We start from the raw sequence: 23887 nt of genomic DNA, 5'->3' as shown, positions 1-23887 counted from the left end.
GTTCTCCTATCGTCCCGCATCGCCCTTGCCAGCTAGCACGCGGTCGAGCCCGTAGAAGCGGTCGAGCAGAATGAGGGCGGTCATGGTGACAGCGATCACGCAGGCCGAGACCGACGTCACCAGCGGATCGATGTTGTCCTGGATATAAAGGAACATGCGCACCGGCAACGTCTCGGTGCCGGGCGCGGCGAGGAAGACGGTCATGGTGAGATCGTCAAAGGACTGGATGAAGGCGAGCGCCCAGCCGCTGATGACGCCGGGCAGGATCAACGGCAGGGTCACCCGGCGAAACAGCGTCCAGCCGCCGGCACCGAGCGAGACCGCGGCCATCTCGACGGTGAGGTCCATGCCTGATGCCGCCGCCAGCGTCAGCCGCAGCGCGAATGGAAACACGATGACGACATGCGCGACGATCAGCGCCGCAAAACTGCCGCCGAAGCCAACCGATGTGAAGAAACGCAGGAAGGCGATGCCGAGCACGACATGCGGGATCATCAGCGGCGAGAGGAACAGCGCCGCGAGCGCATCGCGGCCGCGGAAGCGATAGCGCGCGATCGCGAGCGCCGCCGGCACGGCAAACAGCAACGCCACGAAGGACGACAGCGCGCCAAGACCGAGACTGACCCAGAACGCATGGATGAATTCGGGATATTGCGCGATCGCCCTGAACCAGCGCAGCGAAAAGCCGTTGGTCGGCAACGACAGAAAACCCTCGGGCGTGAAGGCGACGAGGCAGACCACCAGGATCGGCGCCACCATCACGATGACGAAGACGGCGTGGAAGATCAGTGCGAGCGGTCCGTTCCGGCTCATCGGAACACCTCCGCATAACGGCGTTCGATCAGTGCGTTGCTGCCGACCACGATCAGCACCAGCGCCACCAGCAGCAACGTGGCGACGGCCGCCCCCAGGGGCCAGTTCAGCGTGTTGAGGAATTCGTCATAGGCGAGCGTCGCCGCGACCTTGAGCCTGCGGCCGCCGATGATCGCGGGCGTCGCAAAGGCGCTGGCCGAGAGCGAGAACACGATGATCGCGCCCGACAGCACGCCCGGCATGATCTGCGGCATGATGATGCGGCGGATGATGGTGACGGGTCCGGCGCCGAGCGACATCGCGGCATTCTCGATCTGCGGATCGAGCCGTTGCAACGCCGCCCAGACCGACAGCACCATGAACGGCATCATCACATGCGCGAGCGCGACGACCATTCCTGTTTCGGTGAACATGAAGGGAATGGGCGAACGGATCACGCCAAGCGTCATCAGAAGCTTGTTGACGAGGCCGTTGTTGCCGCCGAACAGCAGCGCCCAGCCGAGCGTGCGCGCCACCACCGAGATCAGCAACGGGCCGAGAATGACCAGCAGGAAAAAGCTCTTCCAGCGGCCGCTCATGCGGTTGAGGATGTAGGCTTCGGGCGCGCCCAACAGCGCGGTGAGCAGCGTGGTCAGGATCGCGATGCGAAAGGTTCGCCAGAACATCTCGGCGTAATAGGGATCGGTCGCGATCTCACGCCAGTTCTTGAGAATGAAGACCGGCTCGATGCCTTTGTACTGGCCCCAATCGTGGAAAGACAGCATCACGGTCATGGCGAGGGGGATCACCAGCACGCCGACGAACAGCATCAAGGCGGGGGCCGTCAACGCCCATGGCGCACGCGCGCTGCGCTCCTCGGCGGCCATGCTCATGCGCCAGCCCTCGGGCGCACGCTCATGTCTTGGGGACGCCAGGTGAGGCGAACCGCCTCGCCTTCGGCCGGCTGCGGCTTGCCGTCGTTCTGACGGATCACGATCGCAAGGCCGCATTCGCTCTCGCACTGGAACAGCCAGTGATTGCCCTGGAAGATGCGGGTGACGATCTTTGCGTTAAGGCCGGCATTGCCGAAGCCGATACGTTCGGGGCGAATACTGACGGTGACGGGGCCGCTGAGACCGGCAGGCGCCGGCGCACTCCAGGAGCCGGCCACGAGTTGCGCCGGCGTGGCGGTCCGATCAATCGTGCCGGCAAAGTCGTTGGTCTTGCCCAAAAACTGCGAGACGAAGGCCGATGCCGGCTTTTCGTAGGTCTCCTGCGGCGTGCCGATCTGCTCGATCTTGCCCTGGCTCATTACCACGATGCGGTCGGACAGCGACATCGCCTCGTTCTGGTCGTGGGTGACCAGGATCGTGGTGGTGCCGATGGTACGCTGGATCTGGCGCAGCTCGATCTGCATCTCCTCGCGCAGTTTTGCGTCGAGGTTGGACAGCGGCTCGTCGAGCAGCAGCACGCTCGGCTTGATCACCAGCGCGCGTGCCAGCGCCACGCGCTGCTGCTGGCCGCCGGACATGCGGCGGGGATGGCGGTCCTCGTAACCGGCGAGGCCCACCATCGCGAGCGCGGCACGGACGCGCTCGGCCCGCTCATTGCGCGGCACATTGCGCATCTCGAGGCCGAAGGCGACGTTCTCCGCCGCGGTCATGTGCGGAAACAGCGCATAACTCTGGAACACGATGCCGAGGCCACGCCTGGCCGGGTGGATCGCGGTGAGGTCGTTGTCCTCCAGGCGGATCGCGCCGCGCGTGGGATCGAGGAAGCCCGCGATCATCTGCAAGGTCGTGGTCTTGCCGCAACCGGAGGGACCAAGGAAGGAGATGAATTCCCCCTTGCCGACCGCGAGGCTGAAGTCATCGACCACTGTCTGCGCGCCGAATTGCTTGGCGACCCGATCGAGCTCGAGATAGGCCATACGCTGTCTCCGCCCCGGACGATCAGATCAGCGCTCGACCTCGCGATTCCAGCGCTTGGTCCACTCCTCGCGCTTGTCGTTGATGGCGGTCCAATCCGGATTATAGAGCTTGGCTGCACGCTCGCCGATCGGCGCCATCTTGCCGAGTTCCGGCGGCACCTTCAGCGATTTCAGCACCGGGCCGTAGCCGTAATCCTTCAGCATCACGAGCTGGATCTTTGGATCGAGCAGCATTTTCACGAAGCTGGATGCGAGCGGCGAGGCGTTGGGCTTGTTGATCGGACACGCTGTGGTCAGTAGCGTTGCCGCGCCTTCCTTCGGATAGACGAAGTCGACGGGGAAGCCGGTATTGGCAAAGCTCTGCACGCGGCCGGTGCCCCACACCGCGATCACGGCCTGGCCGGACTGGAACAGCTCGGTCATCTTGCCCGGCGACGGCTCATAGGCGAGCACGTTCGGATTGATCTCGTCCTTGAAGATCTTGAAGCCGGAATCGACGTTGGACTCGCCGCCGCCGTTCATCTTTGACAGCATCACCAGCGCTTCGAGACCATAGGTGTTGTTGATCGGCGGGATCACGAGCTGCTTGGCGTATTTCGTGTCCTTCAGATCGTTCCACGAGGTCGGCGGCGCCCAGCCTTTCTCCGCGAATACTTTGGTGTTGTACATCAGACCAGTCGCGACGATGCCGATTGCGACCGCGCGGTCATCCTTGAAGCGTGCGGTGTCGTAGAGATCGGCGGTCGGCAGGCCGTCGAGCTTGCCGCAGAAGCCGAGCTGGATCGCCTGATACATCGGGCCGTCGTCAACGATGGCGACGTCGATCTGCTGGTTGCTCTTCTGCGCCTGGAGCTTCGCCAGCGTGTCGGTCGAGTTGCCGGCGACGTACTCGACCTTGACGTTGTTCTCCTTCTCGAAGGTCGGGATCACCTCGTCGCGGATGGTCTTCTCGAACGAGCCGCCATAGCCGGCGACATAGAGCGTTTTCTGCTGGGCCCGGACCGCCGTTGGGATGGCAATGAGCGCTGCGATGCTGACCGCGGTCAGAAGGCTAGAAGTCTTCATGTGGACCGATCTCCAATACCGGAATGAGGTGACGTGCCGACAAACGCTGCGAGAAGCGACCTGCCGCATTTCCTTCCGCGCCGATCCCCTTAAGCAGGGCTCCGGCCCCTGCTCGACGGGTTCTGGCGCGATCTGGGACGTTTTGAGCCCCAATCTGCCGAAAAAGCGGTCTGCCTCTAGCTCTGATGAAAAAGATCGCAAACCCCAGCTTCCATCGTCCAATGAATAATGGCACCATCTACATGCCTAAATGTTATGAATTGGATTTGCGATGGCGCGGATCAACTCGCGGCAGGTGGAGGCCTTCCGGGCGATGATGCTGACCGGCAGCGTCACCGAAGCTGCGGCGCTGATGACAGTTACGCAGCCGGCGGTCAGCCGGTTGCTGCGCGACCTCCAGGCGCTGTTGAAGATGGAGCTGTTCGAGCGGCGCGGTACGGGCCTGGTGCCGACCGCCGCTGCGATGGCGCTCTACACCGAAGTGGAGCGCTCCTTCGTCGGCCTCGAGCGTATCGCCGCCGCAGCGGAGGAAATCCGGGGACGCCGCACCGGCTCGCTGCGGATCGCGGCACTGCCGGCGCTGTCAAACGGATACTTGCCGCGGCTCACGGGTCACTTTCTGAAAGAGCGGCCGAACCTCAACCTCGCCTTCTTCGGCGTGATCTCGCCGATCGTGGTCGACTGGGTGCTGAACAATCAGTGCGACGTCGGTTTTGCCGAGGTGCCGATCGCACATTCCGGCCTGCCAAGCCAGAAGCTGCCGGCGCCTGCGCGCGTTGCGGTACTGCCGACCGGTCATCGCCTCGCGGAAAAGCAACTGCTGGAGCCGCAGGACTTCGAGGGCGAGACCTTCATCTCGCTCTCGGCGGGATCGTCGAGCCGGCACCTCATCGACCAGATCTTCCATCGCCACGATGTCCGCCGCGTGCTGCGGGTGGAGACCGCGCTGTCCGAGATCATGTGCGGCTTGGTGTCATCAGGGCTTGGGGTTGCGATCTGCGATCCCTTCACCGCACAGGAATTCTCCACCCGCGGCATCGTCGTGCGCCGCTTCCTGCCGCGCATCGACTTCGAGTTCTCCGCGGTGTTTCCGGCGCAGCGCAGCCCCTCGCCGGTCGCGCTCGATCTGGTCGAGACCATGCGGAAGTCGCTGGCGGAGTTTGAGAGCTAGCCGTTGAACGCAGCCTGCGCCTCCGGCAGGTCCCAGATCTTGCCGATCGCAGCAGTACCTGCCGCAACCATCGCAGCCTCATCCGCGCCGAGATAGCGGCCCTCATCGATCAGCACACGGCCGTCGACCATGACCTGATCGATATTGGCGCGGTTGGCGAGCGCGATCAGCGCGCGGCGCGGGTCGAACAACGGCTGAAGATGTGGATGGGTAAGATCGACCACGGTGAGATCGGCGGTCGCGCCCGGCTCGATGCGGCCGAGATCCGGCCGCTTGATGACGTCGGCGGCCACCGCCGTGTTCGCTTCGATCAGCTCGGGCGAGTTCGCAACATCGGGACGCGCCGAGGTGATCTTGGAGATCAGCGAGGCCGCATTGAGCTCGCCGAGCAGGTCCATGTTGTAGCCGTCGGTGCCGACCACGGTGCGGACGCCGTGCTCGACGAAGCGGCTGAACGCCGCGGTGACGCCGGCGCGCGCGAACACGCGCGGGCAGTTCAGCACGGTCATGCCGCGCGCGGCCATCAACTTGAGATCTTCGTCGCTGCTGAACATGCAATGCGCCGCCATCAGATCGGGCGCAAGCAGGCCGAGCCAGTCGAGATATTCCGCCGGCGTGCGGCCGCCGTAACGCTTGCCGATGGTCTCGACCTCGGCGCGGCTCTGCGCCATGTGCATCGTGATGGGCACGCCGAGCTCGCGTGCCCGGGTGGCGCATGCCTTGAGCAAATCGGGGCCGCAGGTGTCGGTGGCGTGCGGGCTCATCGCGAGGTTGATGCGACCGTCGCCCCGATTGTTCCAGCGCTGATAGAGCGCGTCCCACGTTGCCATGTCGGCGGCGCCGTCGTCGCCGGAATAGCGCACCACGCCGTCCGGGCCGGCTTTGGCATCGGAGGTCGAGAACAGATAGGGCGCGCCGTAGAAGCGGATGCCCATCTCCTCCGCTGCGTCGAACATCTCGGGGATCGAGTTGCGGAACGGCTCCATCACGGTGGTGGCGCCGCCCTTGAGCAGCTGAAGGATGCCGAGCCGCGCCACCGCAAGGCGCTCTTCCGCCGACAGGATCTCCGCGCCGCGCTTGGTCAGCGGCAGCAGCACCGTATAGACGATGCTCTGGTTGTTTTTGCGGCCATTGCCATCCTCGCTGTGGCTGCGCGCCACGGCCTCGCTGAAGCAGTGATTGTGCAGATTCAACAGGCCCGGCAGTACGAAGCGGCCGGGACGGTCGTAGACGGCGTCGGCGCCCGGCCTGTCGCGCGTGACCGCGGCGATCCTCTTGCCTTCGACCAGAACCCAATGGTCGCGCAAGACATCCTGCACGCCATCCTTGCGTGACAGCACATAGCTGCCGAAAATTGCTGTGGTGCTCATGCGGGGCGTACGTTCCAGAACACGGCGGTGCCGTCGAGAATGCCGGTGATATCCTTGCGATAGGCAGTCGGCTGCTTGTACAGGCCGATCGGAATATAGGGGATTTCCTCGAACGCGACGGCCTGGATCTCGCGGCAGATGCGCTGCTGTTCGGCAAGCTCGGAGGCCGCCAGCCACCGGCTGCGCAATGGCCCCATCTTCTCGCTCGCATACCAGCCGGCCACCTTGCCTTCGCCGCGAATGTTGGTATTGCCGGCCGGATTGAGCCAATCGATGCCCTGCCAGTTGCCGACCGCGGCGCTCCAGCCGCCCTGCCCAATCGGATCCTTCTTGAGCTGGCGCTGCAGCACCACGGCGAAATCGAGCCCGGCATATTCGACATTCATGCCGACCTTGCGCAAGCTATCCACCGCGATCTCGCCGAGCGGCTTCTGCGCCAGCGAATTGGTGGGGACGAGCAGCACGATCCTCTCGCCATTGTAGCCGGCGGCCTTCAAGTCGGCCTTGACCTTGTCGTAGTTGCGCGGACCGCGGAACACGTCGAGGCCGACTTCGTTCGCCATGGGCGTGCCCGGCGCAAAGAAGCCGATCGGCGACACCTGGAAGGCGGGGTCGGTGCCGGCCACCGCGGCCATGAACGCTGATTGATCGATTGCCCCCAGCAGCGCGCGGCGGATGGCGGGATTGTCGAACGGCGGCTGAAGATGATTGAGCCGCAGCATGCAGGCGTAACCTCTGGGGTCGAGGATGCGCGTCTCGATATCGCCGGCGGCCTTGATGATCGGCAGCAGATCGTGCGGCGTGGTCTCCTGCCAGTCCTGCTCGCCGGTCTGAAGCGCGGCAACACCGGTGCCGGCATCGGGCGTGGTGGTCCAGACCACACGGTCATAATGCACGATCTTCGGGCCCGCGGTCCAGTCCGGCTTGCCGTCGGTGCGCGGCTGATAGCGCTCAAACTTTGCGTAGGCGTTGCGCGCGCCCTGCACGCGCTCGTCAGCGAGATAGCGGAACGGGCCGCTGCCGATCACCTCGGTCAGCGGCTTGAACGGATCCTGGCTTGCCAGCCGCTCCGGCATCATGAAGCAGGCGTTGATCGCGGCCTTGCCGAGCGCTTGCGGCAGCAGCGGAAACGGACGCTTGAGACGGAAGCGGATGGTGCGGTCGTCGGCGGCTGACAATTCGTTGGTCGCCTCCATCAGCTCGCCGCCAAAACCGTCGCGCGCCGCCCAGCGGCGGATGCTGGCGACGCAATCGCGTGCGAGCACGCGCTCACCATCGTGCCAGAACAGGCCGTCGCGAAGCGTCAGGTCCCACTGCAGCTGGTCGCCCGAGATGACGTGGCCCGACAGCATCTGCGGCGAGACCTGGAGCGAGGCGCTCATGCCATAGAGCGTGTCGTAGACCATGAAGCCATGGTTTCGCGACACCTGCGCGGTCGAATAGATCGGATCGACGAAGGCGAGATCGATGACGGGGATGAAGCGCAGCGTCGACTGCGATTCAGCGCGGACGATGCCCGGCAATGAGAGCGCCGGCATCGCTGCGGCGGCCTTGAGGAGCGAGCGACGGGAGATCGGCATTCCTAGAGGCTCCTAAACGTACCTTACGTATTCAACAAGACCGCGCCGATCGCGACGGCCACCGCCTGTTGCGCCGGCTCAACCACGGGGACGCCGATCGCCTCCGCAATCGCCCCTCGGTGCGAGGCCATCCCCGCACAGCCCATCACCACGACATCGGCGCGATATTGCGTGACCAGCGCGCGGCCGGCGTCGATCAAGCGTCCGCGGATGTCCGCGCCTGCCGTCTCGGCCGCGCTGGCGCCGACCGACCAGCTTCCGGCAAAACGGCCGTCGACGCCCATCACCCGCGCCATGCGCTGCTGACGGCGGATGCTCGACGGCGACAGCGCGATGATGCCAAAGCGTTCGCCGAGCATCAGCGCGCGGAAGATGCCGCATTCGGCGATGCCCATGACGGGGCGCCCGCCAGCGGCCTCGCGTACCGCATGCAGGCCGGGATCGCTGAAGCAGGCGAGCACGAAGGCATCCGCGTTGTCGCGCGATACACGGTTCACCAGCGGCATCACCACGCTGTCGGCATCGCGCTGCGAGCTGATGCTTGGCGGCCCCTCGGCAAGACCGACCACCTCGATCTCGGGCCCGCCCGCGAAGCGCAGCGGCGCCACCGCGTCGTCGATCGCCGCCGTCACCGACGCCGAGGAGTTGGGGTTGATGACGAGGATGCGGCGACGGGTCATGGCGAGGCTCATTGGCAAGGCTCACTGGCAAGGCTCACTGGCACTTCTCAACGCTTGGCGGCCTCGTGGCGCAGGAAGTTTTCGGCGATCTTCTCACCGGTGGTGATCCAGACGTCAGGGCATGATTTTGCGTAGGTGAGGAACTCGCGCAGCAGCCGCAGCCGCATCGGACGACCGCTGCATTGCGGATGCAGCACGGTCGTCACCATCGCGCCCCAGTCGCGCACTTCATCCAGTTCGTCCTTCCAGATCGAGAGCACATGCTCCTTGGGAAAGATCGAGCGCGGGCTGAAGCGGGCGGAGAGACCATGCATCCAGTCGTCATAGCTCGCCGTCACCGGCAGCTCGATCGTGCCGGGCTTGCCGTCGGCGAGGCGATGCCGATAGGGCCTGACGTCGTCGCGGAACGAGGAAGTGTAGACGATGCCATGGCGGACCAGCGCCACGCGCAGCTCCTCGGTGAACTCGCCATAGGGCGCGCGGTATCCGGTCGGCTTGACGCCGAGCCGGCGCTTCAACGCCTCGAAACCGCGCTCCAGCTCCTCCTCGATCCAGGGATCGCCGGGATCGGGCAAGAGATGGTGATAGCCGTGATGGCCGATCTCGTGGCCGGCCTTGAGGATCGATTCCGCCATGGCTGGATGCGCATCGACCGACCAGCCCGTGACGAAGAAGGTCGCCTTGAGATCGAGCTGATCGAGCAGTTCCAGAAGCTTGGGCGTGCCGACGCGCGCCTCATAGCCGCCGTAGCTCATGGTGATGAGCCGCTGCGCGTGCAGCGCGTCCTTGCTGGTCCACGCGGTCTCGGCATCGACGTCGAACGACAGGAACATCGCCGATGTGTACGGCTTCGGCCACGGATAGTCCGGCGCGGGATCCGCGGTGTTGGCTGGGGTGAGCGGAATGCTCTGGAGTGCCTTACTGTCCAGCATTGATGGTCGCCTTCTCTATTCCGTTGTCGTTCAGTTTCCATTTCGCCAGCAGCGTACGATAGGTGCCGTCGGCGATCAGCGCATCGACGGCCTCGACGATCGCTTGCTGCAACGCCTTTTCCTTGACCGGCAGCGCGATGCCCGTGAACTGCGTCGCGAAGGGATCGCCGACCGGCGCATAGGTGCCCGGCTCGAGCTCCATCACATAAGGCAGAGTCTCGTTGCCCTGCACGGCGGCGTCGATACGGCCCTGTTTGAGCTGCGTGCGCGCATCTGCCGAGCCGTCGGTGCCGACGAACTGGATCGGATTGCCCGCGCAGTTCTGCTGGCTCCATTTGTCGATCTCGGCCGGAAACATGGTGCGGCGGCTGGCGCCGACCTTCTTGCCGCACAGGGCGGCCATATCCTTGAACTCCGCCGCACGGGACCGCTGCACGAAGAACTTTGGACCGCTGCGCAGATAATCGACGAAGGAGGCAATCTCGTGCCGGCTCGCATAATCGGTGAAGCCGGACAGGATGGCATCGACCCGCCCCGTCGCAATCGACGGCATGAACTCGGCAAAGCTGGTCTCGGTCCATTCGATCTTGACCCCGAGCTTGCGGCCGATCGCCTCGCCGAGATCGACGTCGAATCCGGACAGAGCATTGGTGGCGGGATCGCGGAACTCCATCGGCGGATAGTTCGGCACCAGCGCGACCTTTAGGCTGCCGCGTTTGGCGATATCAGGTGGCAGCTCGATCGCCACCACCGATGCGCTCATGGCGCCCAGGAAAGCCGCCGTAAGCAAAAGTCTTTTCATCATCACGTCCCCAACTTCAGATTACAGCCGAAAGAAATGCCCTGGTACGCTCTTCGCGCGGCGTCCCCAAGACGTCCGAGGCGCGGCCCTGCTCGACGATCGCGCCCTGGTCCATATAGACGACGCGGTCGGCGACCTCGCGCGCAAAGCCGAGCTCGTGCGTCACCACCATCATGGTCATGCCGCTCTTGGCCAGCTCTTTCATCACGGCAAGCACCTCGCCGACAAGCTCCGGATCGAGCGCGCTGGTCGGCTCGTCGAACAGCATCAGCATCGGTTTCATCGCAAGCGCCCGCGCGATCGCAACGCGCTGCTGCTGACCACCGGAGAGCTGCGCCGGATAGGAGTCCGCCTTGGCCACCAGGCCGACACGACGGAGTAGCTCGAGCGCTTCAGTGCGCACTTCGTCAGCCTTGCGGCCCTGCACCTGGAGCGGGCCTTCGGTGATGTTTTCCAGCGCGGTCTTGTGCGGGAACAGGTTGAAGCGCTGGAACACCATACCGGTCTTCAGCCGCTGCCGTCCGATCTCGCGCTCGCTGAGGCGGTAGAGCCGCCCACCCTGCTCGCGCACACCGAGGAGCTCCCCATCGAGCCAGATGCCGCCGGCGTCGATCGCGGTGAGTTGGTTGATGCAACGAAGCAGTGTAGTCTTGCCTGAGCCCGAGGCACCGATCAGGCACATCACCTCGCCGGGCCAGACGTCGAGCGAGACGCTTTTGAGAGCCTGGAACTCTCCAAAACTCTTAGCTACGGAGCGGATCGCGACGAGGGGCTTTGTCATCGCGCGAGCCGCATTGTGCCGCGTGCAAAACGGCGTTCGAGCAGCATCTGGAGCGGGGTGAGGATCGAGACGACGAGCAGATACCAGAGGCCCGCGACGATCAGGAGCTCGATCACGCGGGAATTGGCGTAATAGATGTTCTCGGCGTTGTGCAGCACCTCGGGATATTGGATGACGCTCGCGAGCGAGGTCGCCTTGACCATGCCGATGAACTCGTTGCCGAGCGGCGGGATCACCACGCGCATCGCCTGCGGCAGGATGATCCGGCGCAGCGCGCGCAGCCGCCCCATGCCGATCGCCTGCGCCGCCTCATATTGCCCGATGTCGACCGACAGCATGCCGGCGCGCATCACTTCGGACGTATAGGCGCCCTGGTTGATGCCGAGCCCGAGCAGCGCCGCGAGGAATGGCGTCATGACGTCGACGGCGCGCGCGCTCCACAGGCCGGGAATGCCGATGGTCGGAAACACCAGCGCCAGGTTGAACCACAGCAGCAATTGCAGGATCAGCGGCGTGCCGCGAAATAACCAGGTGTAGCCGGCCGCGACCGTCTTCAGCACCGGATTGGGCGACAGCCGCATGATCGCCACGATGATGCCGAGGACAATGCCGAGCGCCATCGCCAGCACCGCCATCACCATGGTGTTGACGATGCCTTCGAGGATCACTTTTGCGGTAATGAAACGGCTGACATAGGACCATTCGATCTGGCCATTGGCGAAAGCACGCGCAATTGCCGCCAGCACCAGGACGATCAGGGCCGCGCTGAACCAGCGAAACCAGTGCGGCTCGCGCGCGATCCGCATTCCCGACAGGTCGGGGAAGCCTTCCGCGAGTGCCGGCGCCGGCTTCATTGCGGCGCCGCGTTCAGCATGGGCTGGGCGACCGCATTGGCGCCCAGGCCCCATTTGTCGAGCACCGCCTTGTAGGAGCCATCAGCGATCATCGCCGCGAGCTTCTCCGTCACGATCTCGCGGAGCGCCGCATCGTCCTTGCGGAACATGATGCCTTGATAGCCTCTGGCAAAGGCCTCACCGACGATGCGGTATTTGCCGGGCTCCTGCGCCTGCGCATAAGGCAGCGTCTCGCTGCCCTGCACGGCGGCATCGATGCGGCCCTGCCTGAGCTGGTTGCGCACGTCGATCGAGTTCTCGCCAGGCACGTACTGAATCGCCGGCTTGCCGGCGGCTTCGCAATTCTGCTTGCTCCATTTCTCGATCTCGACCGGGAAGCTGGTGCTGCGGGTGGTGCCGACCTTCTTGCCGCAGAGATCAGCCGCAGCCTTCGCATCACTGTCGGCCATCACGAAGAACTGCGGTCCTGTGGTCAGATAGTCGACGAAATCGGCGGTCTCGCGCCGCGAGGCGCGGTCGGAGATGCCGGAGATGATGAAATCGGCCCGCTTGGTCTGGAGCGAGGGGATCAGCTCGGCGAACGGCGTCTCGCTCCAGACAATCTTGAGGCCGCCGAGCCGCTTGGCAAGCTCGTTCGCAAGGTCAATGTCGAGCCCAACCAGCTCGTTACTGGCAGGGTCGCGATATTCCATCGGCGCATAGGTCGAGTTGACCGTGAGCTTGAGCGCGCCCGCCTGCTTGATCTCAGCCGGAAGCTCGGCGGCCTGTACTGAGGTCACCGCAGCCAGCGCTGTGAAGCCGAGGAAATGCGAGAGGCGTGTCATATCAGCTCCTTCAACCTTTTCCTTTGCCCCGCTTTTTCGTTGCTGATCCAAGCCAGCGCTGTGCCATTTTGCTCAGTCCGCGTCGAGCACGGCCGGCTCGATGACGCCGGCGCGCTCGGTGATCACCCTGTACTGCTCAGGCCGCCTGTGGGCGGCGAAATTGAACATCTTGTCCTTGCCCTGGCGGCAGAGGTCGAGATCGATGTCGGCGACGATCACCTCGTCGGTCAACGTCGCCGCCTGTGCGACGATGCGGCCGTTGGGATCGACGATGCAGGAGCCGCCGATCAGGCCGGAGCCGTCCTCCTCGCCCGCCTTGGCCACCGAGATCGCCCAGGTCGCGTTCATATAGGCGTTTGCTTGCGTCACCAGCGTCGAATGGAACGTGCGCAAGGAGGCATCTTCGGTGCTGCCGCCATTGGGATCATAGGCCGCCGAATTGTAGCCGATACAGACCAGCTCGACGCCCTGCAGGCCAAGCACGCGCCAGGATTCCGGCCAGCGGCGGTCGTTGCAGATCATCATGCCCATGATCGCGTGCGCCCAGGCAGATCCCGCGCGGAATGCCGGAAAGCCGAGATCGCCATATTCGAAATAGCGCTTCTCGAGCTGCTGGTAGCGCGCACCCTCGCGAGGCTCGACCGACCCCGGCAGATGCACCTTGCGGTAACGGCCGAGGATCTCGCCGTCGCGATCGACCAAGATGGCGCAATTGTAACGGCGGCCTTCGGGCGTCAACTCGGCATAGCCGACATAGAAGCCGACGCGCAGCCCACGCGCGCGCTCGAACAGTTTTGCCACGGCCGGGTTCGGCATGCCGCGCTCGAAATATTGGTCAAGCGCGTCGCCTTCCAAAAACCAGCGCGGAAAGAAGGTGGTGAAGGCGAGTTCGGGAAACACCACGAGGCTGGCGCCGCGGCCCGCCGCTTCCTCCAGCATGGCCAGCATCCGCGACAGCGTCTGCTCACGCGCATCGGCTTTCTGCGTCGGCCCCATCTGGGCGGCGGCGGCGCGAAGGACACGAACCAAGTTTGCCTCCAATCTGTGCGCAATGCTGCCTCAATGGGCTAGTGAACCCTTTGATCCAGCGTGCAAATCCGAGGTATTAGGCGCAAGCCAGGCTGCAAAAGCAATTCATCGTGCTATGATCTTTTGGCCCAGAGTATAACAGCCAGTGATATGAACCTGCGCCAGCTCGAGATCCTGCATGCCGTTATCCGCCATCGCACCACGGTGGCGGCGGCCGACGAGCTGGCGCTGTCGCAGCCGGCGGTCAGCAACGCGCTGAAGACGATGGAGGCCCAGGCGGGCTTTGCGCTGTTCGAGCGCATCAACAACCGGCTGTTTCCAACGGCGGAGGCGATGGCGCTCTACAAGGAGAGCGAGGCGATCTTCGCGCTTCACGCCAAGCTCGAGAATCGCGTGCGCGATCTGCGCGAGAACCGCGCCGGGCATCTCGCCATCGTGGCAACGCCGCCGCTCGCCTACAGCATCATTCCCACAGCGCTGTCCGTCTTCCTGCGCCGCCGCCCGGAGACGCGGGTATTCTTCGACGTCCGGCGTTATGAGGGCATCATCGAAGGCGTGCTCAGCCATGTCGCCGAGCTCGGCTTCGCGCTCGGGCTGACGCATCACCCGGGTATCGCGCATGAGGTGGTGCACACCGGCGAAATGGTTTGCGTGGTGCCCCCGCAGCATCCGCTCGCAAGCAAGGCCGTGATTTCGGCGTGTGACTTGTCCGGCCTGCCCTTCATCGGGCTCGAGCGCGGCACGCGACTCGGCGAAGCCGTGCGCGACAGTTTTGCTCGCGCCGGCGCGCCGTTCCAGCCGACGGTCGAGGTGCGCTATTGCAACACCGCCTGCGTGCTCGCAGCCGCCGGCGTCGGTGCCGCCGTGGTCGACCCCTTCTCACCGCGCCAGAATGGCGGGCACGGCCTCGTCGTACGGCCGTTCACACCGACAACCCGCGCGGTCGCTTACATGCTCTGGTCGGAAGCCGAACCGCTGTCGCGACTGGCAAAGGCCTTTCTCGGCGAAATCCGCAAGGAGAGCGCGCTGCTGGCGCGCACAGCGCCACACCAGCAAGATGGGGCAGGAAGCGACTGAGCTTACCTTTGACCTGAGGGGCATATGGCACGCATCACCATCATCGAGACCGGGCAGGTCCCGCCGAAATATCGCGAGCAGCATGGCTCCTTTCCGGACATGTTCGAGCGCATGGTCCGCGCCGAGGATCCGACCGCCGAAGTCGACGTCGTCAGCATTCCGAATGGCGATGCGCTGCCCGATCCGAGCAAGCTCGAGGCCGTGCTGATCACGGGGGCAGCCGCCGGTGTCTATGACGGGCTCGACTGGATCGCGCCGCTGGAAGATTTCGTCCGCAGTGCCTACGCCAACAAGACGCCGATGGTCGGCGTCTGCTTCGGCCATCAGCTGATCGCGCAGGCGCTCGGCGGCACCGTGCGCAAGTCCGAAAAGGGCTGGGGCATCGGCCGGCACGTCTATCAGGTGCTGCCGGAGAACGGCGTCATTGGCGGCGAAGCGGTCGCGATCGCCTGCTCGCATCAGGACCAGGTGATCGAAGCGCCCGACGATGCGCTGACCATCCTTTCGTCGGAATTCACCCCGCATGCCGGCTTGCTTTACGCCAACGGCGCGACGCTGACGGTGCAGCCCCATCCTGAGTTCGACGTCGACTTCGCGCAAGTCTGCTGCGACCTGCGCGACGGCAAGGCGCCGGATGAGGTCGTGGCGACCGCGAGGCAGTCACTGGCGGAGCCGTTGGACAACGCGAAGCTCGGTGGAGCGATTACGCGCTTTTTGGCGCGCAAATCCATCTCCTCACCCTGAGGGCCTGCCAAAGGCGGGCGTCTCGAAGGGTCGAGGCCCCCGCTGTACCGGCCGGGCCTGCATGGTTCGAGACGGCGCTTCGCATGAGAATTGAGAGTTACTCAGAACGGATCCGTCCCCAGTCCCGGCACATCCGCCGGACGCGGTCCCGGCGCGGGCCAGTGAAACCGCCGATCCTTCTCCGCAATCATGATGTCGTTGATCGAGGCCTCGCGCCGCCGCATCAGACCGTGCTCGTCGAACTCCCACTGCTCGTTGCCGTAGGAGCGATACCACTGTCCACCGGCGTCGTGCCATTCATACTGGAAGCGCACCGCGATGCGGTTGCCATCGAAGGCCCAGAGATCCTTGATCAGGCGGTAGTCCTGTTCCTTCTCCCATTTACGGGTGAGGAAGGCGACGATGGCTTCTCGACCTTGAAATACTTCGGAGCGATTGCGCCAGCGGCTGTCCTCGGTATAAGCGAGCGAGACGCGCACCGGATCGCGTGAATTCCAGGCGTCCTCGGCCATGCGGGCCTTTTGCGCAGCGGTCTCACGGGTGAAGGGCGGAAGCGGCGGGCGCGACATGAGGGCCTCATCAGTTTGCAAGGCCGCAATCTATCGCCACACGCGGCGGAGTCGAGAGGTGATCCCCTATCGACCGATCACGAAATCAGATCGGCCTTCATCAGCGTACGGATCGATTTCGGGATCGGCTGGGCGCGGCCGCCGCTGATGAAGGCGACGCGCACCTCGGCCTTGACCAGCACGTCCTCACCACGCCGCACCTCCTGCGCCAGCATGATGGACGCCCCCTTCACCGCGACCGGCCAGGTCACAACGTCAAGCACGTCGTCCATCCGCGCCGGCTTGAGGAAGTCCAGATGCATCGAGCGCACCACGAAGGCGAAGCCCGCACCTTCCGTCTCAGGCTGATCGAACAGCGCCTGCTGCTCGGCGCCCATCAACCGCAGGTGATTGGTGCGCCCGCGCTCCATGTAACGCAGATAGTTGGCGTGGTAGACGATGCCGGAGAAATCCGTGTCCTCGTAATAGACGCGGACCTGCATGTGGTGGCGGCCGTCGCGGATCTCGCCGTCGAGATGAGCTGTCACGTCGCGAGCCTCTTCGCTTGTCGCTGCAGGTCCGTTTTTGCGCAAAAACGGCCGGCAGCGCAAGCACTGCTAAGACACCATTGCCACCGGCGGCCGCCCCAGCGTCACCTCGACAATCTCCGGCGGCACCCCGACGCGGACCGGGATGATGCTGCAACCGAGGCCGCCGGAGATGACGACGTCGCATTTCAGCCGGAGATGGCCATAGACGAGCGGAACGCCATGCTGCCGCGGAAGCGCCGGCGACCAACCGAGCAAGCGAACTTGCCCGCCATGGGTGTGACCGGACAGTTGCAGCGCAACGCGCGCCGGTACGCGCGTCGCGATATAGGGCTCATGCGCGAGAAGAATGATCGGCGCGTCGTCGGTGGTCTTCGCGAGCGTCGCATCGAGATCGTCGGCCCCGAAACTCCTCGCGTGACCATAGCGCCGCCCAGCAACATAAGCGAGCTGATCACCGAGGCCCGCGAGCCAGAATGAGCGGCCATCCTTGCTCAGACGCACAACGTCGTTCTCGTAGACGGGAATGCCAGCCGTCTCCAGCGCACGATGGGCGACCGTCGGCCCGTGCCCGGCCAGCTGCACGACCTTGTCGTCCCAATAGTCGTGATTGCCCATGACGGCATGAACACCGAGCGGCGCCTTCAGGCCAGCCAGCACCCTCGCCCACTCTGCGGCCGGGATAACGCGGGTGACGTGGTGATGGCCGGCGACATAGTCGCCGAGCAGGGCGATCAGATCGGGCTTGAGCGCGTTGGTCTGGTCGACAATGGCCTCGATCCGCTCCAGCGACATCCAGGGATCGCAGGCATGGATGTCGGCGATTACGGCGATCTTCAGCGGCAAGTCCGCAGGCCATTGTCGCGGCATCGGATGATAGCGCGTGATGCGCGGCCGCAGCTCCGGCTCGACGCCGACGCCATAGGCGGCCGTCGAGATGCCAAGCGCCGAAAGGCCGCCGACAGAACGGATGAGATGACGCCGAGAGATCATGGAAGCCTGCTTGTGATGCGCTTCCGTAATGCAGCCCGATTGGAGCGGAATTGGGGTGCGCTTGTGCAGATCATCTGCACAGATGATTACCGGAAGTTCATGCCGGAGCAATGCGCGTTACCGCAGATCACTCGTCGCTGTCATCGGTGCCGAACAGGCCGAACTGCGCGGTCGCATCGCGCGAAGGCTCGGCGATCCCGAGATGGCGGAAGGCGTGCGAGGTGAGCAGGCGGCCGCGCGGGGTGCGCTGCAGATAGCCGCACTGGATCAGATACGGCTCGATGATGTCTTCGATCGCATCGCGTGGCTCGGACAGCGCCGCGGCCATCGTCTCCACGCCGACCGGGCCGCCACCGTAGTTCGTCGCGATGGTCGTGAGGTAGCGGCGGTCCATGGCATCGAGGCCGGCGGCATCGACCTCGAGCGCGCTCAATGCATGGTCGGCGATCTTGCGGTCGATCTTGTCGGCATCGGCGGCTGAGGCAAAATCACGCACGCGACGCAACAGGCGGCCTGCGATACGCGGCGTGCCGCGGGCGCGGCGCGCAATCTCGTTGGCGCCGTCAGCGCTCATGCCGACATTGAGCACGCGCGCACCGCGGGTGACGATGCTCTCCAGCTCCTCGATCGTATAAAAGTTGAGCCTGACCGGAATACCGAAGCGGTCACGCAAAGGATTCGTGAGCAGGCCCGCGCGCGTGGTGGCGCCGACGAGAGTGAACTTCGATAGCTCGATCTTCACCGAGCGCGCCGCCGGCCCCTCGCCGATGATGAGGTCGAGCTGAAAATCCTCCATCGCGGGATAGAGCACCTCCTCCACCGCCGGATTGAGACGATGAATCTCGTCGATGAACAGCACGTCGCGCTCTTCGAGATTGGTCAGCAGCGCGGCGAGATCGCCGGCCTTGGCAATCACGGGGCCCGACGTCGCACGAAAGCCGACGCCGAGTTCCTTCGCCACGATCTGCGCCAGCGTGGTCTTGCCGAGGCCGGGCGGGCCGACGAACAGCACGTGATCCAGCGCCTCGCCGCGCTTGCGCGCCGCCTCGATGAAGATCGAGAGATTCTTGCGCGCCTGCTGCTGGCCGACGAAGTCGGACAGCGATTGCGGACGCAGCGCGGTGTCGCCGACATCGTCGCTGCGGCGCTCTGGCGAGACCATGCGGTTGGCTTTGGGATCGCTCACTCAGCGAACTCCTCGTAGGGTGGGCAAAGGCGCCCTTCGCGCCGTGCCCACCATGTCTCCGATCAATCCGAAGCTGGTGGGCACGCTCCGCTTTGCCCACCCTACGAGATTGAGCCTTGCAGCCCTCACTTCGAGAGCTCCTTCAGTCCGAGGCGAATGAGCTGTGCCGTTTCGGCGTTCTCACCTGCGCTGCGCGAGGCCGAGGCGATCGCCGCAGCCGCCTGCGGCTGGCCATAACCGAGATTGACCAACGCGGAGATCGCATCGGCAACGGGGCGCGGTGCACGCTGGTCGTCCATGGCCCCGGCAAGATGCACGACGGCGGGATCGACACTGGCGAAAGCCGGCGCCTTGTCCCTCAGCTCGGTGACGATGCGCTCGGCGACCTTCGGCCCGACGCCCGGCGTACGCGCCACCGCGGCCTTGTCGCGCAGAGCAATTGCGTTGGCGAGATCGGCCGGCACCAGCGTGCCGAGCACCGCGAGCGCGACCTTGGCGCCGACGCCCTGCACGGTCTGCAGCAGCCGAAACCATTCGCGCTCCTGGTCGGTGCGGAAGCCGAACAGTTTGATCTGGTCCTCGCGAACGTAGGTCTCGATCGACAAGACGGCCGCTTCGCCTGGCGATGGCAGGTGTTGCAAGGTGCGAGACGAGCAATGCACCTGATAACCGACGCCGCCGACGTCGAGGATCACAAAATCCTCGCCATAGGAATCGATCAGGCCCTTGAGCTTACCGATCATAATCCCGCCACCTTCAGCCGGAGCGCCGTGCTCTGGCGGTGATGGGCGTGGGTGATGGCGATGGCGAGCGCATCGGCGGCATCCGCTGACGGCGGCTCGGCCTTGGGGAGCAGGATTTTCAGCATCATCGCGATTTGCTGCTTGTCGGCGTGGCCGGCACCAACCACGGTCTTCTTGACCTGGTTCGGCGCGTATTCGGCGACGGAGATGCCGAACATTGCGGGCGCCAGCATGGCGACGCCCCGGGCCTGGCCGAGTTTCAGCGTCGCGACGCCGTCCTTGTTCACAAAGGTCTGCTCGACGGCTGCTTCCATCGGCTGATGGCTGGAGAGAATGGCCGCGAGCCCCTCGTGGATCGCCAGTAGCCGGTTCGACAGCGGCAGATCGTCGGGCGGTTCCACCGAACCGCAGGCGACATAGATCAGTCGGTTGCCCTCAGCCTCGATCACGCCCCAGCCGGTGCGGCGCAGGCCGGGGTCGATGCCGATGATGCGAACGGGTTGGCGAATCGGGAGCGCGGTCATGGGCCAGTGATAGCGGTTGGCCCATGATAGCGAAACAGAAACAGAACAGAAGTCCCCGGAGAAAGGGACCCTCAGCCGCCCATCTTCGCCATCAGGGCGTCCGATACCTCGAAATTGGCGTAGACGTTCTGGACGTCGTCATGCTCGTTGAGCAGGTCCATCAGCTTGAGCAGCTTCTCGCCGGTCTCGTCGTCGACCGCGACCGTGTTCTGCGGCTTCCAGATCAGCGCGGCCTTGCGCGGCTCGCCGAACCTGGCTTCCAGTGCCTTGGCGACGTCGCGATAGCTTTCCGTTGAAGCGTAGATTTCGTGGCCGCCCTCGCCCGAGACCACGTCGTCGGCGCCGGCCTCGATCGCGGCATCCAGCACTGCGTCGTCATCGGCAACGCTGCGGTCATATTCGATGATGCCGGTGCGGTCGAACATGAAGGAGACCGAACCGGTTTCGCCGAGATTGCCGCCGGATTTGGTGAAGAAGGAGCGGATGTCGGAGGCGGCGCGGTTGCGGTTGTCGGTCAGGGCCTCGACGATGACGGCGACGCCGCCCGGGCCGTAGCCCTCGTAGCGGATCTCGTCATAATTCTCGCCATCGCTGCCGAGCGCCTTCTTGATGGCGCGCTCGATATTGTCCTTCGGCATGTTCTCCTGCCGCGCGGCAATCACGGCGGCGCGCAGGCGGGGGTTCATGGCGGGGTCGGGCGTGCCGAGCTTGGCTGCGACGGTGATTTCCCGCGCCAGCTTGCCGAACAGCTTCGACTTCTGGGCATCCTGCCGCCCCTTGCGGTGCATGATGTTCTTGAATTGGGAATGTCCGGCCATGCGTGATCTTCTCTAGGGAATCGTGCGTCAAAGGTGAGCCTGGGGATGCGCGGCCTTATAGGCCGCCAACCCCCCGGAATGAAAGAGCCTCTCATACTTTAAGGTAAGATCGTAGAGGCCAGTGCCCAAAACTCAGGCACCGTTAACCCTGATTTCATCCCGGCCTGCAAAAATAGCGTTCGGCCATCTTCCGACAAGAGTAGTCCCAATGGCGTTCGCATTTTTCCGGAAGCGCCTGCCCGACATGGTGGCGCCAGCGGCAAGCCCGCAGACCGCGGTGCCGGCCGCCCAGACCGCGCCGGCTCCGGCCACGGAAGCCGATTCGGCCCGCGAGATCCTGGAACTGCTGGAACTCGAGCTCGGCGCCATGATCCGGCAGCTCGAGCGCGCCGCCAATTCGGTGGCAGGCGGCGCCGATGCGACCGCGGCGACGCTCGCCGATATCCGTAGGCGTACCGACGCGCTGACCGGGCGGACCAATGCCGCGCAGTCCAACGCCGCGAGCTTTGCAGATGCCGCCGACAAGTTCACCCAATCCGCACGAGGCATCGGCACGCAGGTCCGCGAGGCCGGCAAGCTCGCCGATCAGGCCAGCGCCGCGGCGCAGGAAGCGCGCGAAAATGTCGACCGCCTGCGCGAATCCTCTGCGGCGATCGGCAACGTCGTCAACCTGATCGCCCAGATCGCGCGGCAGACCACACTGCTCGCGCTCAACTCCACCATCGAAGCCGCGCGCGCCGGCGCTGCCGGCAAGGGCTTTGCCGTCGTCGCGACCGAGGTGAAGGCGCTCGCGGTGCAGACCCAGAGCGCGACGGAGGAGATCTCCAAGAAGATCGACGCGCTGCAGCGCGACGCCGCCGGCTCCGTCGACGCGGTGCACCGGATCTCGCAGGCGATCGAGGCGATCCGCCCGGTGTTCGACACCGTCAACGGCGCGGTGGCCGAGCAGAATGCCACCACCAGCGAGGTGTCAGGCAACGCCAGCAGCGCCTCGCAATTCATCATCGCCGTCGGCGAGAGCGCGGCCGAGATCGACGCCGCGACCAAGGCGGCCGAGACTCACGGCAAGAACGTCGCCAGCGCCGGCAAGGCCGTGACGACCTTCGCGCAGAAGCTGAAATCGCGCTGCGCGGTGCTGCTCAAGCAGAGCGAGCACGACGACCGCCGCAAGACCGAGCGCCTGCCCTGCCATCTCAAATTCGACAGCGCGCGCGGCGCGCTGCCGGTCTATGAGATCGCGATGGACGGCGTCTTGATCGGCGGCACGGAAGCATCCAGGCTCGCAGCCCAGGCGATCATCGACGGCAGCCTCGAAGATATCGGCGCCTGCCGCCTGCGGGTGATCGAGCAATCCAAGGCCGGCGCGCGCACGCAATTCGTCAGCCCCAATGCCGAGCTGCGCGAAAAGATCGAAGACAAGCTCTGGTCGATCCACGAGGAAAACACCGAGTTCGTCACCCGCGCGATGGAGGCCGGCAACGCGCTGACAAAAATCTTCGAGCAGGCCGTCGCGCGCGGCGAGGTCAAGATGGACGACCTCTTCGACACCGACTACGCGGAGATCGCGGGCACCAATCCGCAGCAATACCGCACGAAATATCTCGACTGGGCCGACCGCGCGCTGCCGCCGTTCCAGGAGGCCTTTCTCGCCAGGGAGCCGCGCATGGCGTTCTGCGCCATGGTCGACCGCAACGGCTTCCTGCCTGTTCACAACAAGATCTATTCACATCCGCAGCGGCCGGGCGATGTCGCCTGGAACACGGCCAATTGCCGCAACCGGCGCATCTTCAACGATGCAGCGGGGCTGGCGGCCGCGCACAACCAGCGCTCCTATCTGATCCAGAGCTATGCGCGCGACATGGGCAACGGCAACACGGTGATGATGCGCGAGATCGACGTCCCGATCCGCGTGCAGGGCCGGCACTGGGGTGGCTTTCGCACGGCTTACAAGCTGTAGCGAGCAAAATATCGAAAACAACCCCATGCACAGTAGCCGGGGCGTGAGGAATCAATGGCTTGGCGCCACATCACGCGCCAGGCGTCTAAGGGCTGTTGACTCGTCGGGCAAAACACCTGGGGTGTGGGCACAGCAACAGACCGTGCGCCTCTCGCAGCCTCCCAACTTTCCCAATCGCACGAATTTCGTCATCGCATGATTTTGCGTGTTCGCACGATTGTCTTGCTCCGATCGGCGGCGTCATGACGAAAATGCGTCAAAACATGACGATTATCATATCAATTAGCCCAAAAGCTTTGCAGCAATCGCCGCACAAATTCGTGAACGTCATGGCGTGACGCTTCGCCGGCGCAGATATGCATTGCTGCGAATTTGAAAGCTTCATCGTTGCGCATCGGTATGATTATCGTCGCGCGAAATTTCGCCGAGCAGGTCGCCGCAAGCGATCCGGTGCGAGCAAGGGGATGCATATGGCAACAGTTCTCACCATCAACGGCGAAACGAAATCGTTCGATGCACCACCTGACATGCCGCTGCTGTGGGTGCTGCGCGACATCCTGGGGATGACCGGCACCAAGTTCGGCTGCGGCATCGCGCAATGCGGCGCCTGCACGGTGCATGTCGATGGCAAGGCGGTGCGCTCCTGCGTGCTCCCGGTCAGCGCGGTCGGAAGCCGCGCCATCACCACCATCGAGCATGTCGGCACGACGCCCGCGGGCGCGAAGGTGCAGAAGGCCTGGCTGGAGGCCGAAGTGATCCAGTGCGGCTACTGCCAGTCCGGCCAGATCATGTCGGCCGCGGCGCTGCTGGCGACAACGCCCAATCCTGACGATGCCGACATCGATGCAGCGATGGCCGGCAACATCTGCCGCTGCGGCACCTATGTGCGCATCCGCGAGGCCATCAAGCTCGCCGCCACCGGCAAACAGGCGTGAGGTC

25 protein-coding genes are annotated in these 23887 nt (G+C 64.6%); 5 read left to right on the top strand and 20 right to left on the bottom strand.

What is annotated here, in order from left to right:
• Positions 1-6: 6 nt before the first annotated feature.
• The 4 genes from ACNJX9_RS05915 to ACNJX9_RS05900 are packed head-to-tail and all read right to left on the bottom strand — an operon-like array spanning position 7 to position 3787.
• A complete protein-coding gene (locus tag ACNJX9_RS05915) occupies positions 7-813 on the bottom strand; it encodes an ABC transporter permease (protein WP_439408122.1) in 807 nt (268 codons plus the stop codon).
• The gene (locus tag ACNJX9_RS05910; RefSeq protein ID WP_057759249.1) at positions 810-1685 is read right to left on the bottom strand and encodes an ABC transporter permease; all 876 of its coding nucleotides are present in this window, start codon (positions 1683-1685) and stop codon (positions 810-812) included. The genes ACNJX9_RS05915 and ACNJX9_RS05910 overlap by 4 nt, the downstream gene beginning before the upstream one ends.
• A complete protein-coding gene (locus ACNJX9_RS05905) occupies positions 1682-2722 on the bottom strand; it encodes an ABC transporter ATP-binding protein (protein WP_439408121.1) in 1041 nt (346 codons plus the stop codon). The genes ACNJX9_RS05910 and ACNJX9_RS05905 overlap by 4 nt, the downstream gene beginning before the upstream one ends.
• A gap of 27 nt (positions 2723-2749) precedes the next feature.
• Entirely contained in the window at positions 2750-3787 is a 1038-nt protein-coding gene (locus ACNJX9_RS05900) for an ABC transporter substrate-binding protein (RefSeq protein ID WP_439408120.1), read from the bottom strand.
• A 271-nt stretch (positions 3788-4058) separates the two neighbouring features.
• Here ACNJX9_RS05900 and ACNJX9_RS05895 point away from each other — a divergent pair, with 271 nt between their 5' ends.
• The gene (locus tag ACNJX9_RS05895) at positions 4059-4958 is read left to right on the top strand and encodes a LysR substrate-binding domain-containing protein (protein ID WP_439408119.1); all 900 of its coding nucleotides are present in this window, start codon (positions 4059-4061) and stop codon (positions 4956-4958) included.
• On the opposite strand, the gene ACNJX9_RS05890 is transcribed toward ACNJX9_RS05895, so the two are convergent.
• The 9 genes from ACNJX9_RS05890 to ACNJX9_RS05850 all read right to left on the bottom strand — a co-directional run bounded on the left by ACNJX9_RS05890 (position 4955) and on the right by ACNJX9_RS05850 (position 13810).
• Positions 4955-6328, bottom strand: a complete 1374-nt coding sequence (locus ACNJX9_RS05890; protein ID WP_439408117.1) for an amidohydrolase family protein — start codon at positions 6326-6328, stop codon at positions 4955-4957. The two genes, ACNJX9_RS05895 and ACNJX9_RS05890, sit on opposite strands and share 4 nt — an antisense overlap.
• The gene (locus ACNJX9_RS05885; protein ID WP_439408116.1) at positions 6325-7908 is read right to left on the bottom strand and encodes an ABC transporter substrate-binding protein; all 1584 of its coding nucleotides are present in this window, start codon (positions 7906-7908) and stop codon (positions 6325-6327) included. The genes ACNJX9_RS05890 and ACNJX9_RS05885 overlap by 4 nt, the downstream gene beginning before the upstream one ends.
• Before the next feature lie 23 nt (positions 7909-7931).
• On the bottom strand, positions 7932-8588 hold the full coding sequence (locus ACNJX9_RS05880) for an aspartate/glutamate racemase family protein (RefSeq protein ID WP_439408115.1): 657 nt from the start codon (positions 8586-8588) through the stop codon (positions 7932-7934).
• A gap of 47 nt (positions 8589-8635) precedes the next feature.
• Entirely contained in the window at positions 8636-9520 is an 885-nt protein-coding gene (locus ACNJX9_RS05875; protein WP_271617796.1) for a polysaccharide deacetylase family protein, read from the bottom strand.
• Positions 9507-10322: an ABC transporter substrate-binding protein gene (locus ACNJX9_RS05870; protein ID WP_439408114.1), complete on the bottom strand. Its 816-nt coding sequence runs from the start codon at positions 10320-10322 to the stop codon at positions 9507-9509. Before ACNJX9_RS05870 ends, ACNJX9_RS05875 begins: the two co-directional genes overlap by 14 nt.
• A 16-nt stretch (positions 10323-10338) precedes the next feature.
• Positions 10339-11103, bottom strand: a complete 765-nt coding sequence (locus ACNJX9_RS05865) for an amino acid ABC transporter ATP-binding protein (RefSeq protein WP_057759262.1) — start codon at positions 11101-11103, stop codon at positions 10339-10341.
• Positions 11100-11957, bottom strand: a complete 858-nt coding sequence (locus ACNJX9_RS05860) for an amino acid ABC transporter permease (RefSeq protein ID WP_057759265.1) — start codon at positions 11955-11957, stop codon at positions 11100-11102. Before ACNJX9_RS05860 ends, ACNJX9_RS05865 begins: the two co-directional genes overlap by 4 nt.
• Positions 11954-12781, bottom strand: a complete 828-nt coding sequence (locus ACNJX9_RS05855; protein WP_439408112.1) for an ABC transporter substrate-binding protein — start codon at positions 12779-12781, stop codon at positions 11954-11956. Before ACNJX9_RS05855 ends, ACNJX9_RS05860 begins: the two co-directional genes overlap by 4 nt.
• A 72-nt stretch (positions 12782-12853) precedes the next feature.
• Positions 12854-13810 (bottom strand): N-carbamoyl-D-amino-acid hydrolase, encoded by a 957-nt coding sequence (locus ACNJX9_RS05850; protein ID WP_439408110.1) that lies wholly within the window; start codon positions 13808-13810, stop codon positions 12854-12856.
• A 150-nt stretch (positions 13811-13960) separates the two neighbouring features.
• Here ACNJX9_RS05850 and ACNJX9_RS05845 point away from each other — a divergent pair, with 150 nt between their 5' ends.
• Both ACNJX9_RS05845 and ACNJX9_RS05840 read left to right on the top strand, forming a co-directional pair.
• Complete coding sequence (locus ACNJX9_RS05845; protein ID WP_057759269.1) at positions 13961-14887, top strand: LysR family transcriptional regulator; 927 nt, start codon at positions 13961-13963, stop codon at positions 14885-14887.
• Between the two features lie 24 nt (positions 14888-14911).
• Positions 14912-15631: a type 1 glutamine amidotransferase gene (locus ACNJX9_RS05840; RefSeq protein ID WP_439408109.1), complete on the top strand. Its 720-nt coding sequence runs from the start codon at positions 14912-14914 to the stop codon at positions 15629-15631.
• 101 nt (positions 15632-15732) lie between these two features.
• Here the strand turns inward: ACNJX9_RS05840 and ACNJX9_RS05835 are convergent, their stop codons facing one another.
• From ACNJX9_RS05835 to ACNJX9_RS05805, 7 genes are all read right to left on the bottom strand, one after another.
• Complete coding sequence (locus ACNJX9_RS05835; protein WP_220002057.1) at positions 15733-16200, bottom strand: nuclear transport factor 2 family protein; 468 nt, start codon at positions 16198-16200, stop codon at positions 15733-15735.
• A 77-nt stretch (positions 16201-16277) separates the two neighbouring features.
• Positions 16278-16727: a tol-pal system-associated acyl-CoA thioesterase gene (gene ybgC, locus ACNJX9_RS05830; protein ID WP_194466161.1), complete on the bottom strand. Its 450-nt coding sequence runs from the start codon at positions 16725-16727 to the stop codon at positions 16278-16280.
• 69 nt (positions 16728-16796) lie between these two features.
• Entirely contained in the window at positions 16797-17720 is a 924-nt protein-coding gene (locus tag ACNJX9_RS05825) for a metallophosphoesterase (RefSeq protein WP_439408108.1), read from the bottom strand.
• A gap of 127 nt (positions 17721-17847) precedes the next feature.
• A complete protein-coding gene (ruvB, locus tag ACNJX9_RS05820; protein ID WP_057759275.1) occupies positions 17848-18906 on the bottom strand; it encodes a Holliday junction branch migration DNA helicase RuvB in 1059 nt (352 codons plus the stop codon).
• Between the two features lie 125 nt (positions 18907-19031).
• Positions 19032-19649, bottom strand: coding sequence for a Holliday junction branch migration protein RuvA (gene ruvA / locus ACNJX9_RS05815; RefSeq protein WP_057759278.1), 618 nt, complete (start codon positions 19647-19649; stop codon positions 19032-19034).
• Entirely contained in the window at positions 19646-20173 is a 528-nt protein-coding gene (gene ruvC, locus ACNJX9_RS05810) for a crossover junction endodeoxyribonuclease RuvC (RefSeq protein WP_220002060.1), read from the bottom strand. The genes ruvA and ruvC overlap by 4 nt, the downstream gene beginning before the upstream one ends.
• 71 nt (positions 20174-20244) lie before the next feature.
• Positions 20245-20991 (bottom strand): YebC/PmpR family DNA-binding transcriptional regulator, encoded by a 747-nt coding sequence (locus ACNJX9_RS05805; RefSeq protein ID WP_057759280.1) that lies wholly within the window; start codon positions 20989-20991, stop codon positions 20245-20247.
• A 208-nt stretch (positions 20992-21199) separates the two neighbouring features.
• On the opposite strand from ACNJX9_RS05805, the gene ACNJX9_RS05800 reads away from it, so the two are divergent.
• Together ACNJX9_RS05800 and ACNJX9_RS05795 are read left to right on the top strand one after the other, a co-directional pair.
• Positions 21200-22948: a methyl-accepting chemotaxis protein gene (locus ACNJX9_RS05800; protein WP_439408106.1), complete on the top strand. Its 1749-nt coding sequence runs from the start codon at positions 21200-21202 to the stop codon at positions 22946-22948.
• Positions 22949-23418: 470 nt separating this feature from the next.
• Positions 23419-23883 carry a (2Fe-2S)-binding protein gene (locus tag ACNJX9_RS05795; protein WP_205668307.1) on the top strand — a complete coding sequence of 155 codons (465 nt, stop codon included), beginning with the start codon at positions 23419-23421 and terminating at the stop codon, positions 23881-23883.
• The last annotated feature ends 4 nt before the right edge of the window (positions 23884-23887 follow it).

The sequence above is a fragment of the Bradyrhizobium sp. BLXBL-03 genome (genome assembly GCF_051853015.1).
GTDB lineage: Bacteria > Pseudomonadota > Alphaproteobacteria > Rhizobiales > Xanthobacteraceae > Bradyrhizobium > Bradyrhizobium manausense.
Note: the sequence above shows the minus strand (reverse complement) of the source record. Positions and strands in the feature narration are given on the sequence as shown.